The 15,418-nt window shown below is 65.5% G+C and carries 7 protein-coding genes; 1 reads left to right on the plus strand and 6 read right to left on the minus strand.

Translation table 11 applies throughout. The annotated features are described in order from the left end of the window. Nucleotides 1-7 precede the first annotated feature (7 nt). From PcP3B5_RS31235 to PcP3B5_RS27420, 6 genes are all read right to left on the minus strand, one after another. On the minus strand, nt 8-328 hold the full coding sequence (locus PcP3B5_RS31235; protein ID WP_082816427.1) for a colicin immunity protein: 321 nt from the start codon (nt 326-328) through the stop codon (nt 8-10). A 669-nt stretch (nt 329-997) separates the two neighbouring features. Continuing rightward, a complete protein-coding gene (locus PcP3B5_RS31750) occupies nt 998-1,558 on the minus strand; it encodes a hypothetical protein (protein ID WP_145923956.1) in 561 nt (186 codons plus the stop codon). After that, entirely contained in the window at nt 1,527-10,442 is an 8,916-nt protein-coding gene (locus PcP3B5_RS27405) for a two-partner secretion domain-containing protein (protein ID WP_061562919.1), read from the minus strand. The genes PcP3B5_RS31750 and PcP3B5_RS27405 overlap by 32 nt, the downstream gene beginning before the upstream one ends. A 28-nt stretch (nt 10,443-10,470) precedes the next feature. Continuing rightward, on the minus strand, nt 10,471-12,168 hold the full coding sequence (locus tag PcP3B5_RS27410; protein ID WP_061562920.1) for a ShlB/FhaC/HecB family hemolysin secretion/activation protein: 1,698 nt from the start codon (nt 12,166-12,168) through the stop codon (nt 10,471-10,473). Between the two features lie 113 nt (nt 12,169-12,281). After that, the gene (locus tag PcP3B5_RS27415) at nt 12,282-13,346 is read right to left on the minus strand and encodes a fatty acid desaturase family protein (RefSeq protein WP_061562921.1); all 1,065 of its coding nucleotides are present in this window, start codon (nt 13,344-13,346) and stop codon (nt 12,282-12,284) included. 18 nt (nt 13,347-13,364) lie between these two features. After that, nucleotides 13,365-14,462: a flavin reductase family protein gene (locus PcP3B5_RS27420; protein WP_061562922.1), complete on the minus strand. Its 1,098-nt coding sequence runs from the start codon at nt 14,460-14,462 to the stop codon at nt 13,365-13,367. 147 nt (nt 14,463-14,609) lie between these two features. Between PcP3B5_RS27420 and PcP3B5_RS27425 the strand changes: the two genes are divergently transcribed. Next, nucleotides 14,610-15,245: a TetR family transcriptional regulator gene (locus PcP3B5_RS27425; RefSeq protein ID WP_043316582.1), complete on the plus strand. Its 636-nt coding sequence runs from the start codon at nt 14,610-14,612 to the stop codon at nt 15,243-15,245. Nucleotides 15,246-15,418 lie beyond the last annotated feature (173 nt).

Below are 15,418 nucleotides of genomic sequence, written 5' to 3' on the forward strand. Positions count from 1 at the left end.
CGCCAAATCAAAACTTACTCACAGTAACGATAAAGGTGTCATGCTGAAAACTTTCACTCTTAATAAAACCTGCAGCAGACCTATTAATTTTCTCCGCACTAACCTTATCTACCGAGGAGTCTGCCCCATCCCAGATACAATCCAGACGCGCTTCAAATCCAGGATTATGCCAAATACCACCTTCAATTCGAGAAACAATCAACCCATGACTGATAGCCTGCTCGCATACAGAGATAGCTGCGGCTACCGTCATTTTCATCACAACACTCCCATTAAGCGCGAAAAAATCATCAGCAGACTCATATTGCCTTAGCGAATCAATGTTCATATCTTTACTTCCAATTTATCCTAGCGTCTGGGCGATCCGGAGCTGAATCCTTACTGCGCGATCAGCCGCTCGCTGCGCTGCTTGGCCTCCGATGCCTGGTCGTTGTATCAGGCTGACTATGAGCAGCTAGGCAGGCGACAATAGTTGAGACGCTGAAAATCCCAGGCAGAGACCGGGGATTTTTATGCATTAGGGATGGTCTGAAAAAGCCCCTACTCGAAAAATGCGCCCCAGTAGCCACGCGGCTTACAGGCCTGCAAACTCGAAAAGGCAGGCTTTTTCAGAGTTTCCTTAGCAGGTTGAAGAAGGCGTAAGCGTCCGTATTCGATGTATGCCGACGGGCGCGCTGCTGTTGATGAATGACGGCTTGGGGCCTAGGATTCATCTGGGCTGCTCCTTGGGCTCGGTGTGTGTTCGCAACTATCACCGTAGACCAAGAGCAGCCTTTCTTTTCTGAATCAATCGCTTAGCGCTTAAGTAAGTGCCATTCAAATCTGTCCCCTTTTCGGTCAATGTTTTGCAGATTTGCCGCTCGCTATTGTTGCTGGCCTCCAATGCACAGTCGTTGTATCAGGCCGAGCATGAACGGCGAAGGTTCGGGCGGTAGGGCGCGACAGCAGCAGAAGCAAAAAGCCTCGGCAATGCCGGGGCTATTTGTTGGCATAGAGCTTATCGAAGAGACCAATCGTGTATGGATATGAACTGAATGGTTTGCTCGGGAGCATGTTCTAGAGATGCTCTATAGTCCGTTATAAAACTAACTCCCTCCAAGATTTTCCCACCAGCCTCAAGAAGAAAGTCATCATCCATATCATTGAATATAATATCGAAACTCGCCTCAAGAGATCGTAACCGATCCCCCGGTCTCACCCCAGCGAAGCTTCCACCATACCCACGACCAACACATACCCTATACAACTTCAAATTTTCCTCGAACTCTAGAGAAACCACATTATTCATATAGACAAGTGATTTAACTATCGTATAAGGGCCACCGGGAAATCCACACTTTGAGACCACGCCCATCCAGCCGATATTTGAGGAAATCCTCTGATCAAGCGCGGAGTCTTTGTCGTACCACTCAACAACTCCGATTAACTCCTCAACCGTATCAAAGCACTCGCCAACTTTAAACCCAGCTGCGCATTTAGAGGGGGTCAACTCCGCCATTAAATCAGGAACAAATATTGTCATTGAATTAATCCCACGTTTTCCACTGACCACCCTCATATTTCAATCGGTTACCGGCAGCATCAAAATACTGCTGATAACTAGTAATCGTCCCTGGCTTAAAACCCGACGCCGGATCAATCACTCTAACTTCCGTTCCATCCTTGTATGTCAACTTGTAATACGGCGCTTCATGTACTCCACCGCCAGGATGAACTTGGACTTCTTTAACTGTTGCATGTCCTTCAACGGTGAATGCCTGAGCCTTACCTGAAGCACTAGATGTTGCCGGCTTTGGCGTAAGAGTCGCGCCATCAAGGGTCAACGACTGCTTAACATCTGCAACTGACTTACCCCACATACTCGACGGCGATTCAGCAATGTTTCGCGGAATCCCAGCTTGTGCGGCTAAATCATCTCTCAGACCAACACGCCCAGCCGCCGAAGTAGCTGGCACCTCAGCCGCCTCAGCCCCTTTTGGCAGTTTAGTCTCAACCTTACCAGCAATCTCCTCGCCAAACGCTCTAATCGCACCTGAGGTGGTCTCGGCGCCGGTTTTCGTGCCACTGCCCAAACCAACCAACCCGGCAGGATTGATACCGAATGGGTTGAATCCTTGTTGATCCAGGTACTGGCCGAGCTGGGTCAGGGCCGTGGAGTCGCCACGCCATGCAGCCTGTCCGACTTGATCGGCCACGCGCGGCCCCGCACTCGACCACTCGTTGATGTTATTGCGTAGGAACTCGTCGGTAATGCCGGTATTGTCGCTTTCCCACAGCGTCTTCAAGGCTTGGGAACCGGCATCCAGCTCATCCCGAATGGCCGCGCAATCGGTGGTGCAGGCGGCTAGTCGAGCGCTGTTGGCCGCATCGCGGAGCCGGAACTCCTCTCGTACCTGATCGCAATTACCCTTCGCTTTGCAGTTCTGCAGGGCGTGTTCCAGGTCATCCACATCCTTGTGGTTCAGGAAGTTGTACTGCGTGGCATTCTCTGCCACCCACTTCCCGGTGTTCAGGTCGTCGATGTCGGCGTCTTTCTGCGTCGCGGCGGCCAGCACGCCCACCAACTGCGAGGTCATGGTCAGCAGATTCTGGTCGCCGCTGACCCAGGTGTTGAGCTGATCCACCAGGGCCTCGTTGGCACCACCAGCCAGTGCCCCGGTCTTGAAATCGCCACCACTGGCCTCGGCAAGCAGACCGCCGACCATGGCGTGAATCATGACCTTCTGGATGCTACCGTCGGCGTAGACACCCTTGGTGTAGTCGCCCACGGCATTGAAGCTGGCGGCGGCGAGCGAGGTGTACAGAGTGCTTTGAAGGGCATCGCCTAGGCTGCCGCCCTGGCCAAGGATTTTGCTCAGGCCCAGGGCGGTGCCGTTCTGCAGCGCCTGTTTGGCGGCAAATTGGCCGAGGCCCTGGAAGGAACCGAGGGTAACGCTGGGATCGCTGAAGACGATTTTTCCGGTGATTGGGTCGGTGGAAGTCCCGGTCCAATCGCCGAAGTAGCCCTCCGTCAGTCCGGCGGTGATGCCGGCAATGGCGTAGCCCTTGAGCGCATCGCTGGAGGTGGTGTCTTTGAGGACATCGCCCAGGTTGCCGCGGTTGTTGATGAAGCTGGCCGCAGCGTTAGTGGCGGCGCCGGTAGCGATAGCGGCTGCACCCGTGCCACCCAGCGCGCCCAACGCCGCAGGACCAACCGTGGCAGCCATGACGATGGCCAACGCCAGCATGGTGCCCTGACCCAAACCGGAGTTGCTGTAGCTGTACGAGTCGTGGAACTCCTTAACCGCCCGCCAATCCACACCCCCCCTCTGCTCAGCTTCCTTCAGCCAGGCCAGGTTCGGATCGGCCTTCACCATCGCATCAATGGCCTGGCTGACGGACTGCTGATCAAGGTGCTTGTAGTCGATCTTCAGACCATCAACGGCCTTGATGGTGATGCTTCCGTTGGCGATCAGCTCGCTCTGGCGCAGGGTCTCGTCGGTTTTTCCCTTGCCCTTGGCGGACTGCCAGGCGAGGTTGCTCTTGCTCTTCTCGTGGCTTTCCTGGTGCAGGTCCTTGACCGCTTCGAAGGTCACGCTGCCGCCGCTGACGATGGCGATGTCGTTGCCGCTTTCGAGCTTCGCGCCCTGGTATTTCTGGTCGCCGCCGCTGAGCAGGGTGATGTCGGTGCCGGCACTGATCTGGCTGCCCACCGCCTTCACGTCGGTGACTTCGTCGCGCTTGAAGCTCTTGCTGCCGAAGCTGCCCTTTTTCTTCTTCTCGTATAGCGAGTAGTCGCTGTCGTTTTCCGCCAGCAGTTCGATCTTGTCGCCGGCCACCAGGTAGGCTTCGTTGCCCGCGCCGATCTTGCTGGACTTGAGGGTGATGTTTTCCCCGGCGCTGACCAGCACATCACCACCGGCATTCAGTGTGGTGGACTGCTGGTGGACATGGTCCTCCTGCGCGGTGACTTTCTTGGTCTTGCTGTAGCTATGGCTCTCATCCGCCGCCGAAGCCAGCGTCACGTCCCGCCCGGCGCTGAGCGCCGCATTGCGCGCGGCGTCGAGGCTACTCGCCACCGCGGTCAGGTCGCGGCCGGCGCTGATGTCCAAATCGCGACCGGCACTGACCTCGGCCCCCAGTTGCTGGATGGTCTGGCTGTAGGAGCGGCTGCCGTTGACCTGGCCGTTCTCTACCTGCACGGCGCTGATATTGACGTCGCGCCCGGCGTTCAGCAGCAGGTCGTTGCCGGCCTTGAGTGCGCCACCGAGGTTGCCGATGTCGCGCCCGGCGCTGATGTCGAGGTTGCCGGCCGCTTCGATGCGCGCGGCACTGTCGGCGAAACTGGCGGTCCAGTTGCGGTTGCCCTGGGCGCTGTCGATACGGGTGACGCTGCGTTCGTTGATCACGTCGCCGGTCAGCGCGGTGAGGCTGACGTCGCGCCCCTTGAGGATGCCGCCGGCGGTGTTGCGGATGCTGTCGGTGGCCAGCAGGTCGAGGCGGTTGCCGGCCTCCGCCAGGCCGCTGTTGGTGATGTTCGCCGCGGTGGCGTTGAGGTTGTTGCTGGCGCGCAGGGTGCCGGCGTTGTTCAGTTCGCCGCCGCTGATCAGGCTCACGTCCTGGCCCTGGATCAGCGCGCCGTTGGGCGCCAGGCGGTTGTCGGCCTGGGCCAGGTAGAGCACCGGCACCAGCACGTGCTCGCCATTCACCACGGCGTCTTCCAGCCAGACGATGTCGTGGGTCAGCGCCGCCACCTGTTCGGCGGTCAGGCCCACACCCACCGTCAGGTTGAGGCTGTCCTTGTAGGCGATGGCGTTGTCCATCAGGTACTTGAACAGAGCCTCGTCGCTGGCCATGCCGTCGATGAAGCGCTGGCCGGTGCGGGCCACCACCGCCTGCTGGATCAGGCGTTGTTCATAGAGACCGTCACCCAGGCGCTTCTGCGCCTGGTCCGGATCGTAGCCGAGCAGGCCCAGCAGGTAGTCGGAGCTGAGGAAGCTCTTCAGGCTGGTCAGCTCGGGATTGGTCTCGATCAGGTACTTGTGGCTGTTGCTCGGCGTGGTGCTGCTGGGCAGCCCCTGCACGCGCGGGATGTTCAGGCCGGAATCGGACTGGGCGCTACTGGCCCCGGCCAGCGCCGGGTCGCTGGCACCCTGTACGCTGCCGGCGGCCCCGCCGCTACCGGCTTCGCCGCTGAGGCGGAACAGGCCATTCTGACCTTGCGGCAGGCTGAAGCCCGGCAGCGCGATGGGGTTGACCTGCTGCTGGGCGAGGTCCGGCGGCAGTTGGGCATTGATCGGCACCACGGTGCTCACCGGGCTGGCGCCGACGGCGGTGTCGCCGGTCTTCTGGCCCGGGTTGACGTAGGTGTAGTTGTTGCGGATGACGCTGTTGTTGATCGGGTTGCTGGCGCTGATGCTGACGTTGCCGGCGGCCTGGATGATGCCGGCGTAGGTCTGGTCGCCACTGTTGAGCTGCGTCACCGAGCCGAACTGCGGCAGGTCACGCTCGGTTCGGGCGATGAAATGGCTCATCGCGTCGGCCAGGCCGGCTGGATCGTTGATGTAGTCCGGGCTTTCGTACCAGTACTTGTCGGTGAAGGCGTTGGCCTCGTTCACCCAGCTGGACATGTTGCTCGTGCGCTGAGAGACGAATACGCGGAAGGTCTCGGTCTCGCCGGTAACCACGCCCTGGTTGGTCAGGTTGGCGACAGTGGCGTAGAGGTTCTGCCCGGCGCTGATCACGCTGCTGGCGTTGTTCAGGGTGTCGCCGCTGATGTTCAGGTCGCCGCCGGCGCTGATGGAGGATGCGGCACTGGCCTGCAACACCTCGAGCTTGTCGCGCTCGGTGATCTCCCATACGCCGTTCCGCTTGCCGGAGCAGTCGGCGATGCTGTCGTTGAGGTACTTATAGCAGTTCACCTCGACGATCTTGGCGGTGTACTTGCCGGCATCGTTGACCACCAGCACCACACGCTGGTTGTTCAGCGCGGCGACGTTCAGGCGCATGTCGCCCACGCTCTCCAGGTTGGCGGAGAGGTTGTCCAGGCGCGCCGCGCGGTTGCCGGCGTCGTCCGCCGCCAGGTCCAGCGCGCCGAGGCTGTATACGTCGGCCTCGCGGTTGGTGAAGCTGCCCACGCGCAGCGCCATGTCACCGCCGCTGAAGATCAGGCCGTTCTGGTTGAGCAGGTTGCTCGCCACCAGGCGCAGGTTGGCGGCGCTGCCGAGGGTGCCGTAGTTGTTCAGGTTGGCTGCGCTGACTTGCAGGCCCGCCGCAGAGGTGAGCCGGCCACTGTTGTCGAGGGTGCCGCTGCTGCTGACGCGGGTGCTGCCGCCGCCGGCGATGCTGGCCGAAGCGCCCAGGCCGATGTAACCGGCGCCCAGGGTCAGGTCGCCCAGGCTGCTGAGGCGGCCGTTGCCGGTGTAGCTGCCGCTCAGGTTGAGGTCGAGGCTGCCGTCGCTGGCGATCAGGCCATTGTTGGTCCAGTTGCCGCCACTGCCGTTGAAGCTCTGCGCGGCGAGCAACTGGCCGCCGCTGTCCTGGTTCAGGCTGCCGACGTTCAGGGTCAGGCTGCGCGCCTGGATGATGCTGTTGTTGGTCCAGTTGGCGGCCTGGTAGCTGAGGCTGCCGTTGGTGGTGAAGCTGCCACCGGCCAGGCCGGCCTGGGCCAGGTCGATACCGAAGCTGCCAGTGCCGACATGCAGCACGCTGCCGCCGCCGTTCTGCAGGGCGCCGGCCTGCAGGCTGAAGTCCTGGGCGGCGGTTTCGATGCGGCCGAGGTTGTTGTCCAGCAGGCCGGCACTGCTCACTCGGGTACTGCCGTCCTGGCCGAGGGCGCGGATGGCGCCTACCACGTTGTCGATGCTGGCCGCGGACAGGTCGAGGCTGCCGCTGCTTTCGACCAGGCCGAAGCGGTTATTCAGCGCGCCGGCCAGACTGAAGTCGATATCGCCCGCGCCTATCTTGCCGCCCTGACCCAGGGCGGCGCCCTGGTTGAGCAACTGGTTGCCGGTGACGCTCAGCAATTCGCCGGCGTAGAGGCCGCCACCGCGGTTGTCGAGGTCGCTGGTGACGATGGTGTTGTTGCCGCTGACCGCCGAAAGGTGGCCATTGCGGTTGTCGATGCCGCCTGTGGCCTGCACGTCGAGCGATTGCGCCTGGGTGATGCCGGCGTTGTTGCTGAACCCGCCAGTGACCAGTTTCAGCCAGCCGGCGGCGCTGTCGAGGACGCCGCCAGTGCCGTTATCCAGGCTGGCGCTGCGCAGGTCGAGGTTGCCGGCCTGGCTGGTGATGCGCCCGCCCTGGTTGCCGGCGGCGCCTTGGATGCGCAGGGTGGTGCCGAGTTGGCCCTGCAGGGTGCCGGCGGCGTTGTCGAGGCTGGCGGCGCCGATGTCGAGCTTGCCGGTCTTGCTGTAGATCAGGCCGTCCTGGCCGTTGAGCAGGTCGCCGCTGAGGCTGAGGTTGAGGGCGTCCTGGCTGGCCACGGTGCCGCCGGCGCTGTTGTCGAAGCGCCCGGCCAGGACCTTGAGCAGGCCCTGGCTGACCAGTTGCCCGCCACGGTTGTCGACGCTGCCGGCGCTGAGGTCCAGCGGGCCGGCGCTGGCCAGCTTGGCGTTCGGTCCCAGGTTCAGCAGCGCGCCGAGCAGGTCCAGGCGCAGGGCTCCGCTGCTGGCCAGGCTGCCACCGCTGTTGTCCAGGCTGGTGGCGTCGAGCTGCATGCCGTTGGCGTTGATCTCCCCGCCGCGGTTGTCCAGCGCGGCGCCGCTGCCGGTCAGTTCGCCCTGGGCGCTGATCAGGCCGCCATTGCGGTTGTCGAGGTCGCCGGCGAGGGTCAGGCCGAGGTCGCCCTGGGTGGAGAGGATGCCGCCGGCGTTGTTCAGGCTGCCGGCTGCCAGGCTCAGCTTGCCCTGGCTGACCAGCGCGCCCTGGTCGTGGTTGTCGAGCACGCCGCTGAGCGTGACGTCGAGGGTGCCGTTGCGGCTGGAAAGCGTGCCGCTGGCGCTGTTGTCCAGGCTTGCGGCGTTCACCGCCAGCGCCTGCCAGCCCGAGAGCAGGCCCTGGTTGGCATTGCGCAGGTGGGCCGCGTCGAGGCTAAGCTGCCCGGCACTGATGATGCCGCCCTGGTCGCCGTTGTCGACGTCGCCGCTGGCGTTCAGGGCAAAGCCCTGGTTGCTGGAGATTTCCCCACCGCGGTTGTCGAGGTTGCCCAGGCCGTTGACCTGCAGCGCGCCGGCGGCGCTGAGCAGGCCGCCGCGGTTGTCGAAGTCGCCATGCTGGCCGTTGCTGCCCAGGTCGATACGCACGTTGCCTTCGCCGATCAGCTTCGCCTGTTGCTGGATCAGCCGGGCCACGGTCAGTTGCAGGTCGCCCTTGGCGGAGACTTCGCCGCCGCCGATGGCCTCGAATTGCCCGGCGCGCAGGTCGAGGGCGCCCTGGCTGGTGATCAGGCCACCGGGCTGGCCGGCGGCACGGGTGCCGTTGCGGATGTCGCCGGCATGCAGCGATAGGCCCTGCTGGCCACTGAGCACGCCGTCGCGGTTGTCGAGGTCGGCGGTGCTGGCATCGAGGCGGCCCTGGGCGAGGATCTGCCCACCACGGTTGTCGCTGGCGCCACTGTCCAGTTGCAGGTTGTCGTTGCTGGAGAGCAGGCCGCCCTGGTTGTCCAGGCTGCCGGCCATGACGTCGAGCGTGCCGCTGGCGACCAGGGCGCCGTCGCCGTGGTTGTCCAGCGCGCCACGGACGTTCACCCGCAGGTTGCCGCTGCTGGCCAGGGTGCCGCCGTCACTGTTGTCGAGGCTTTCGAGGTCCAGTTGCAGGCCGGCCTTGCCGCTGGCCACGCCCTGGGTACTGTTGTCCAGCTTGCCGCCAGAAACGCTCAGAACGGCATCGCTGACCAGCCGCCCGCCGCGGTTGTCCACGGCACCGGCCTGCACGCCCAGCGCGCCCTTGGCCGAGAGCAGGCCGTCGGCATGGTTGTCCAGCTTCTGGCTGACCTTGGCCTGCAGCATGCCGTTGCTGACCAGGGTGCCCTGGCCGCTGTTGTCGAGGCTGGCGAGGTCGAAGCTCAGCGCCTGGCCGGCACTGAACAGGCCGAGGCGGTTGTCGAGGTCGCCGCCGCTGACCTGGAGGCTGGCGGCGCCGGCCTGGCCGTTGCGGTTGTCCAGGCGCTGCGCCGCGAGCGTCAGGTTGCCGTCGGCCAGCAGGCGGCCCTGGCGGTTGTCGAGGGTGTTGGCCGTGAGGTTCGCGTTGCCGCCCTTGATGGCGCCGCCCTGGTTGTCCAGGGTGCCGGCGACCTTCGCTTGCAGGTTGCGGCTGGCAAGCACGGTGCCGGCGTTGCGCAGGTTCTGGGCGTCGATGGCCATGTCACCGCGGGCGTTGCGGCTGTTGTCGGCGTTGACGCCGGCCTCGATCACGCCGCTGTTGCTGAGCTGGCTGGCCTTCAGTTCGATGGACGAGCCCGCCGCCAGGCTCTGCGCATTGCTCAACGCACCGCTGGCCTGCACGCTGGCACTGCCCCCGGCATAGGCCGGGCCGTTCAGCGCCACGTCCTGGCCTTTCAGCGCCAGGTCCCCGCTGGCCGCCACCTGGGCCAGTTCCAGCTTGCCGTTGGCGTCGATGCGGATGTCGCCGGCGCTGGCCGCCATGTTGCCGGCCAGTTTCACGCCCACGCCCTGTTCGGTACCGACCAGGCGGATGGTGTTGGCGTACATGCCGCCGAGGGCGGAGCTGTCGATGGCCAGTTGCGGTTTGGCGCTGCCGTCGTCGGGCTTGGCGGTGGCGGCGAGACTTTCCGCATCCACCGTGTTGCGGCCGGCCACCACGGTGAGTTGCTTGGCGTACAGGTCGGCGTTGAGCTTGGCGCTGCGGGTGATCAGCTCGAACTGGTCGAGGTTGCTGGCGTTGAGCCCGGCGCCTTCGATGGCGATTTCGCCGCCATCCACGTCGTAGCCCTGCAGGCGTTCGCCGGCCAGGATCGGCTTGCCGGTGGTGAGGGTGGCGCGCGGGGTGTTGATGAAGCCGCAGCCGTTGCAGGTGATGCCGTGGGGGTTGGCGACTATGACGTGGGCGCCCTGCCCCGCCACTTCGGTGTAGCCCTTGAGCTGCGAGGGATTGGCCCCGGTGACTTCGTTGAGGATCTTCTGCGCCGCCTGGCCCTTGAGGTTGGGGTTGCCGATGATGATTCCGCCCAGCTGGGTGCTGGCGGTCTTGCCGGTGGCGTTGTTGAGGATCAGGCCCTGCTGGCCAACGTTGTAGTCGCTGAATTTATTGTGCGAGAGGCCGCTGCCGTTGGGCGTGGCGATGTTGACGATGGGTACGCCGTTGCCCGCCGCGCCGATCTGCGTGTTGCCGCCGGCGGCCGCGTCCACCGCCAGTTGGGCGGCGGCTGCGACTATCGGATTGAGGAACAGAAGGCCGGCCAGGGCGCTGGCGATGGCTTGGTAGAAGGGGCGGCGGATGTCCATGTCCTGGGGTCTCCGTGGTGTTGCGGCGTCAGAAGAACAGGTCGACGCGGAAGTAGACCGGGTGTTCGCGTTTGTCGATCACGCTGGGCCGCTCCAGGGAGCGGGCGAAGCTCAGGGTCGCGGCCAGGTACTGGCCGCGGGCGTTGAACTCCAGCGCGTGGCCGCTCAGGCGGCCGTGCAGTTCGGGGTTGTAGCGGTCGTGCGCGATGGCGCCGAAGTCGTAGCCGTAGCCCACGCCGTACTCCTGCAGCCAGGGCTGCAGCGCCACCCAGGTCACCGGGCGGCGCCAGCGCAGCTGGTTGCGCCAGTAGTAGCCGCTGTCGCCGGACAGGCTCTGGTCCTTGAATCCGCGCACCGAGTTGAGCCCGCCGAGGCTGATGCGCTGCGGGCTGTAGAGCACGTCTTCGCTCTTCTGCGCGGTGGCCAGGGCGTCGAAGCTGAAGTTCTCGCCCCACAGCTGGAAGGGCTGCAGGTAGCTCAGGGTGAGGGTGTACTTGTCGTAGCGGGCGTGGGGCTGGTAGGGCTGCGGGTCGTGCTCGCCCTGGGCGCCGAGCGCGCCTATGCCCTGCTGCCAGCCGGCGTCGAGGTTGACGAAGGCGCTGCCGATGCGCCGGCCATGGTTGAAGCCCAGTTGGCCCTCGGTGATGCGGCTGCTGGAGACGTCGAGCTTCTCGTCGTCGATGTAGTTGTTCGAGCGCACGTGGGCCAGGCCGAAGTTGACCGCGGTCTTGCTCAGGCTGTCGCGGTGCAGCACGCGCTCGGCGCCGAACTGGTGGGAGCGGCTGTCGCCGTCGAGCTTGAAGGCGAAGCCGCTGCCGTCGTTGCGGGTGCGGTAGTAGCTCTGGTTGTAGCTGTAGCTGAAGGTCCACCAGCCGTAGGGCAGGCTGTAGAACAGGCCCTGGTTGTCGGAGTGCTTCCAGTGGTCGCTGACTACGTCTTCGGCCACGCGCAGGCCGAGCTGGTCGGCCAGGCCCAGCGGGCTGTCCCAGTCCAGGCCCAGGCCGGCCTGCTGCTCGCCGCTGCTGCGGTCGCCGTTGTTGTCGCGGAAGGCCGAGACGCGCCAGGGCTTGCCGCGCTCGCCGGCCAGTTGCACGCGGCTGCCGCCGACCTGCTCGCCGGGCACCAACTCCACTTGCGCGTGGCGCGAGGGCAGGCGGTTGACCTGGTCCACCAGCTGTTCCAGCTCGCGCAGGTCGAGCACCTCGCCGGTCTTGCCGGGGAAGCCCATGGCCAGTTCGCGCGGGCTGGCCACGGCGGAGTCGTCGAAGCCTTCCAGGCGGCCTTCGACCACGATGATCTTCAGCGCGCCGCCGGAAAGGTCCTGCTGCGGCAGGTAGGCGCGGGTGGTGACGAAGCCGCGGGCCAGGTAGTGGTCGGTAATGGCCTTGAGCAGCGCGTTGAGCTGGGCCACGCCCAGGCACTGGCCGCGGTAGGGCGCCAGCAGGCGCTCGCGGCTGGCGGCGCCGAGGTGCCCGGCGCCTTCCAGGGTGATGTCGCGTATGTCGAAGCAGCGCGTGTCGGCGGGCTGCTCGGCAGGGGCCTGCGGCGCGGCCTTGCCGGGCAGCTGCTGCAGTTCCTCCAGGCGCTTCTGCTGTTCGCGCAGCAGCTGCTCCTGGCGGTCGCGTTGCAGGTCGCGGTCGCCGGGGGTGGTCAGCGGCGCGGCGGAAACATCCAGAACGACGGCCAGGGCCAGGCCCAGCGTCCAGTAATGGGGAATGGACTTCATCCCTTCGATCCCTCGACTACGACATCCGGTTACAAAACCGGGCCGATTAAATCATGGCCAATTGATGTTGAGGGAGTGTCATTCGGCGACTGGTTTCTCTTTTAGGACTATTCCTATGAAGCCGGCAGGCGGTGAACCCAGATGCGCCGCAGTACCGCGGCGAATTGCCGCGACAGGCGCCCGCTGTTGTAGTGCTGGCCATAGCGCTCGGCTATCTGCCGCACTTCGCGGGCCAGTTCGGCGTAGCGGCGCGCCGGCAGGTCGGGGAACAGGTGGTGCTCGATCTGGTGACTGAGGTTACCGGTGAGCAGGTGCAGCAGCGGCCCGCCCTCCAGGTTGCTGGAGCCGCGCAGCTGGCGCAGGTACCAGTGGCCGCGGCTCTCGCCCTGCAGCACGCTGGCCGGGAACACCACGGCCTTCTCGGTGAAGTGGCCGCAGAAGATCACCGTGAAGGTCCACAGGTTGCGCAGCAGGTTGGCCACGAGGTTGCCGCAGAACACCGCCCAGAAGCCGCCTGTCAGCAGGCCCAATAGGGGGAAGGCGAGGTAGTCCCTGGCCCATTGGCGGCCGAGCTTGGCGTTGAACCGGCGCAGCAGCGGGCGCAGTTCGTCCTTGCCCAGGCGGCCCTTGAAGTACTGGTCCAGGCGCAGGTGCTGGATGGCCACGGCGTACTGGAAGAGCACGGCCTGAATCGCCACCCACAGCGGCTGCCAGCGGTAGAAGGGCTTCCACTTCTGCTCGGGGAACAGGCGCACCACGCCGTAGCCGATGTCGTCGTCCTTGCCCAGGACGTTGGTGTAGGTGTGGTGGATGTGGTTGTGGGTGTGCCGCCAGAAGTCGGAGGGGCCGGCGATGTCCCATTCGTACTGGCGCCCGGCGAATTCCGGGTCGTTCATCCAGTCGTACTGGCCGTGCATGACGTTGTGGCCCAGCTCCATGTTTTCGAGGACCTTGCCCAGGGCCAGGAGCAGGCTGCCGAGCAGCCAGGTGGGCACGGACCAGCCGCACAGCAGCAGCGCGCGGCCGGCCCAGCAGCAGGCGCGCACGGCGCTGCGCACGCGGCGGATGTAGCGGGCGTCGGCGCCGCCGAGGTCGTCCAGGGTGCGTTGGCGCAGGGCGTCCAGTTCGGCGCCGAAGGCGGCCAGCTCGGCCGGGGTGAGGTCGCGGTCTTCGCGCATGCTAGGGTTCCGGGGAGGCTAGAGGTCGAGGCTGACGTCGCCCTGCGGGGCGCTGACGCACAGGCGGATGGGTTGCTGCGGCTCGCTGTGCAGCGCGCCGCTGCGCAGGTCGCGCACGCTGCCGGCGAGCAGGGTGCAGGTGCAGCTGGCGCAGATGCCCTGGCGGCAGCCGTGGGTCGGGCGCAAGCCGGCGGCCTCGGCCTGTTCCAGCAGGCTGCGCTGGTTGTCGCCGGCCACCTGGCGGCCGCTGCGGGCGAAGTGCAGGTGGACCTCGCGCGGGGCCTCGTCGGTGGCCCAGGCGGGCGCGCTGAAGGCTTCCCATTGCAGGCTGGCGGCGCGGGGTTCGAGCTGGTCGCGCACGGCGCCGACGAAGCCGGCCGGGCCACAGGCCAGCACGTGCCCGGCGGGCAGGCCCTGCAGGTGTTCGGCGTGGAAGCGCCCGCGCAGTTCGCCGGCCTGCGCCGCGCCGCCGCTGATGGCCCAGCGCGGGTGGAAGTTGGGGTACTCGCGGGCCAGGGCCTGCAGGTGCTCGACGAAAGCGCGCTGGCTGCGTTCGCGCACGTAGTGCAGCAGCGTCACCGGGCCGCGGTAGCCGTCGGCCAAGGCCTGGCGCAGCAGGCCGAGCAAGGGCGTCAGGCCGCTGCCGGCGGCCAGCAGCAGCACGCCGCGTTCGTCCTGCGGCCAGTGCAGCTCGCCGCCCGGCGCGCCCAGTTCCAGCACGTCGCCGACGCACAGCCGGCCCAGCAGCAGCGGCGAGACCCGCCCGCCGGGCTGCAGCTTCACCGCGATCTCCAGGCAGCCGTCCTCCTCGGCGATCAGGCTGTAGCTGCGCCCCAGGCGCACGCCGTCGTGCTCAATGAACAGCTGCAGGTGCTGGCCCGGCCGCGCGCCGCGCCAGTTGGCATTGGGCCGCAGGCGCAGGGCGAGCATGTCGTCGGCCACCCACTGGCGGCCTTCGACGCGGGCGAACACCCGGTTCAGCGCCCAGGCCGGGTTGAGCATGGCCAGCACGGCATCGACGTCGGCCTCGCGCAGCCAGCGCTGGCGCACCAGTGCGCGCAAGGGGCCGAGCAGCGGGCGCAGGGCTCGCAGCCAGGTCAGGGGAAGCAGGGACATGCATGGCATCCAGACAGTAAACACCTGTTCACTAAACTGGCACGCCGCCACTTTTCAGTCAACAGTCGTTCACTGAAGTGGCCGGCGCAGTCGCCGATTTCCCCGGCCATTTGCTAGAGTGCCGGGGCCCCTGCCATGGAAGCCCCGATGTCCTCTCCCCGCGCCGAACAGAAACAGCAGACCCGCCAGGCCCTGATGGACGCCGCGCGCGGCCTGATGGACAGCGGCCGCGGCTTCGGCAGCCTGAGCCTGCGCGAGGTGGCGCGCGCGGCGGGCATAGTCCCGGCCGGGTTCTACCGGCACTTCGCCGATATGGACGCCCTGGGCCTGGCCCTGGTGGCCGACGTCGACGAGACCTTCCGCCAGACCCTGCGCGCGGTGCGGCGCAACGAGTTCGAGCTGGGCGGGGTGATCGAGGCCTCGGTGCGCATCTTCCTCGACGCGGTGAGCGCCAACCGCACCCAGTTCCTGTTCCTGGCCCGCGAGCAGTACGGCGGCTCGCTGCAAATCCGCCAGGCCATCGGCACCCTGCGCCAGCGCATCACCGACGACCTGGCGGCGGACCTGGCATTGCTCAACAAGCTGCCGCACCTGCAGGTGCAGGACCTCGACGTGCTCGCCGACCTGGTGGTGAAGACGGTGTTCGCCACCCTGCCCGAGCTGATCGACGCGCCGGCCGAGGCGCTGCCGGCGCACCTGACGCCGGAGGCCAAGGTTACCCAGCAGCTGCGTTTCATCATGATTGGTGCCAAGCACTGGCTGGGGATCGGGGCAAGGGGCTGAGGCTGGGGCTTCCTTGTAGGAGCGAGGGGGACGCCTAGTCCTTGCTCGCGAACGGGGTTTCCCGGCACTTCGGTGCCAAGACTGAGAGCGCCCTCTCCCTAACCCTCTCCCTGAAGGGAGAGGGGACCGTTCGGAGTGCTCGGTTGCTTCGGCGTTAGCCGGCTTGTACCGAT

It is taken from the genome of Pseudomonas citronellolis (assembly GCF_001586155.1).
GTDB lineage: Bacteria > Pseudomonadota > Gammaproteobacteria > Pseudomonadales > Pseudomonadaceae > Pseudomonas > Pseudomonas citronellolis.

Bases quoted from the DNA above. Each gene is read 5' to 3' on its own strand.
- PcP3B5_RS31235 (WP_082816427.1), bottom strand. From the start codon at position 328: ATGAACATTGATTCGCTAAGGCAATATGAGTCTGCTGATGATTTTTTC.
- PcP3B5_RS31750 (WP_145923956.1), bottom strand. From the start codon at position 1,558: ATGAGGGTGGTCAGTGGAAAACGTGGGATTAATTCAATGACAATATTT.
- PcP3B5_RS27405 (WP_061562919.1), bottom strand. From the start codon at position 10,442: ATGGACATCCGCCGCCCCTTCTACCAAGCCATCGCCAGCGCCCTGGCC.
- PcP3B5_RS27410 (WP_061562920.1), bottom strand. From the start codon at position 12,168: ATGAAGTCCATTCCCCATTACTGGACGCTGGGCCTGGCCCTGGCCGTC.
- PcP3B5_RS27415 (WP_061562921.1), bottom strand. From the start codon at position 13,346: ATGCGCGAAGACCGCGACCTCACCCCGGCCGAGCTGGCCGCCTTCGGC.
- PcP3B5_RS27420 (WP_061562922.1), bottom strand. From the start codon at position 14,462: ATGTCCCTGCTTCCCCTGACCTGGCTGCGAGCCCTGCGCCCGCTGCTC.
- PcP3B5_RS27425 (WP_043316582.1), top strand. From the start codon at position 14,610: ATGTCCTCTCCCCGCGCCGAACAGAAACAGCAGACCCGCCAGGCCCTG.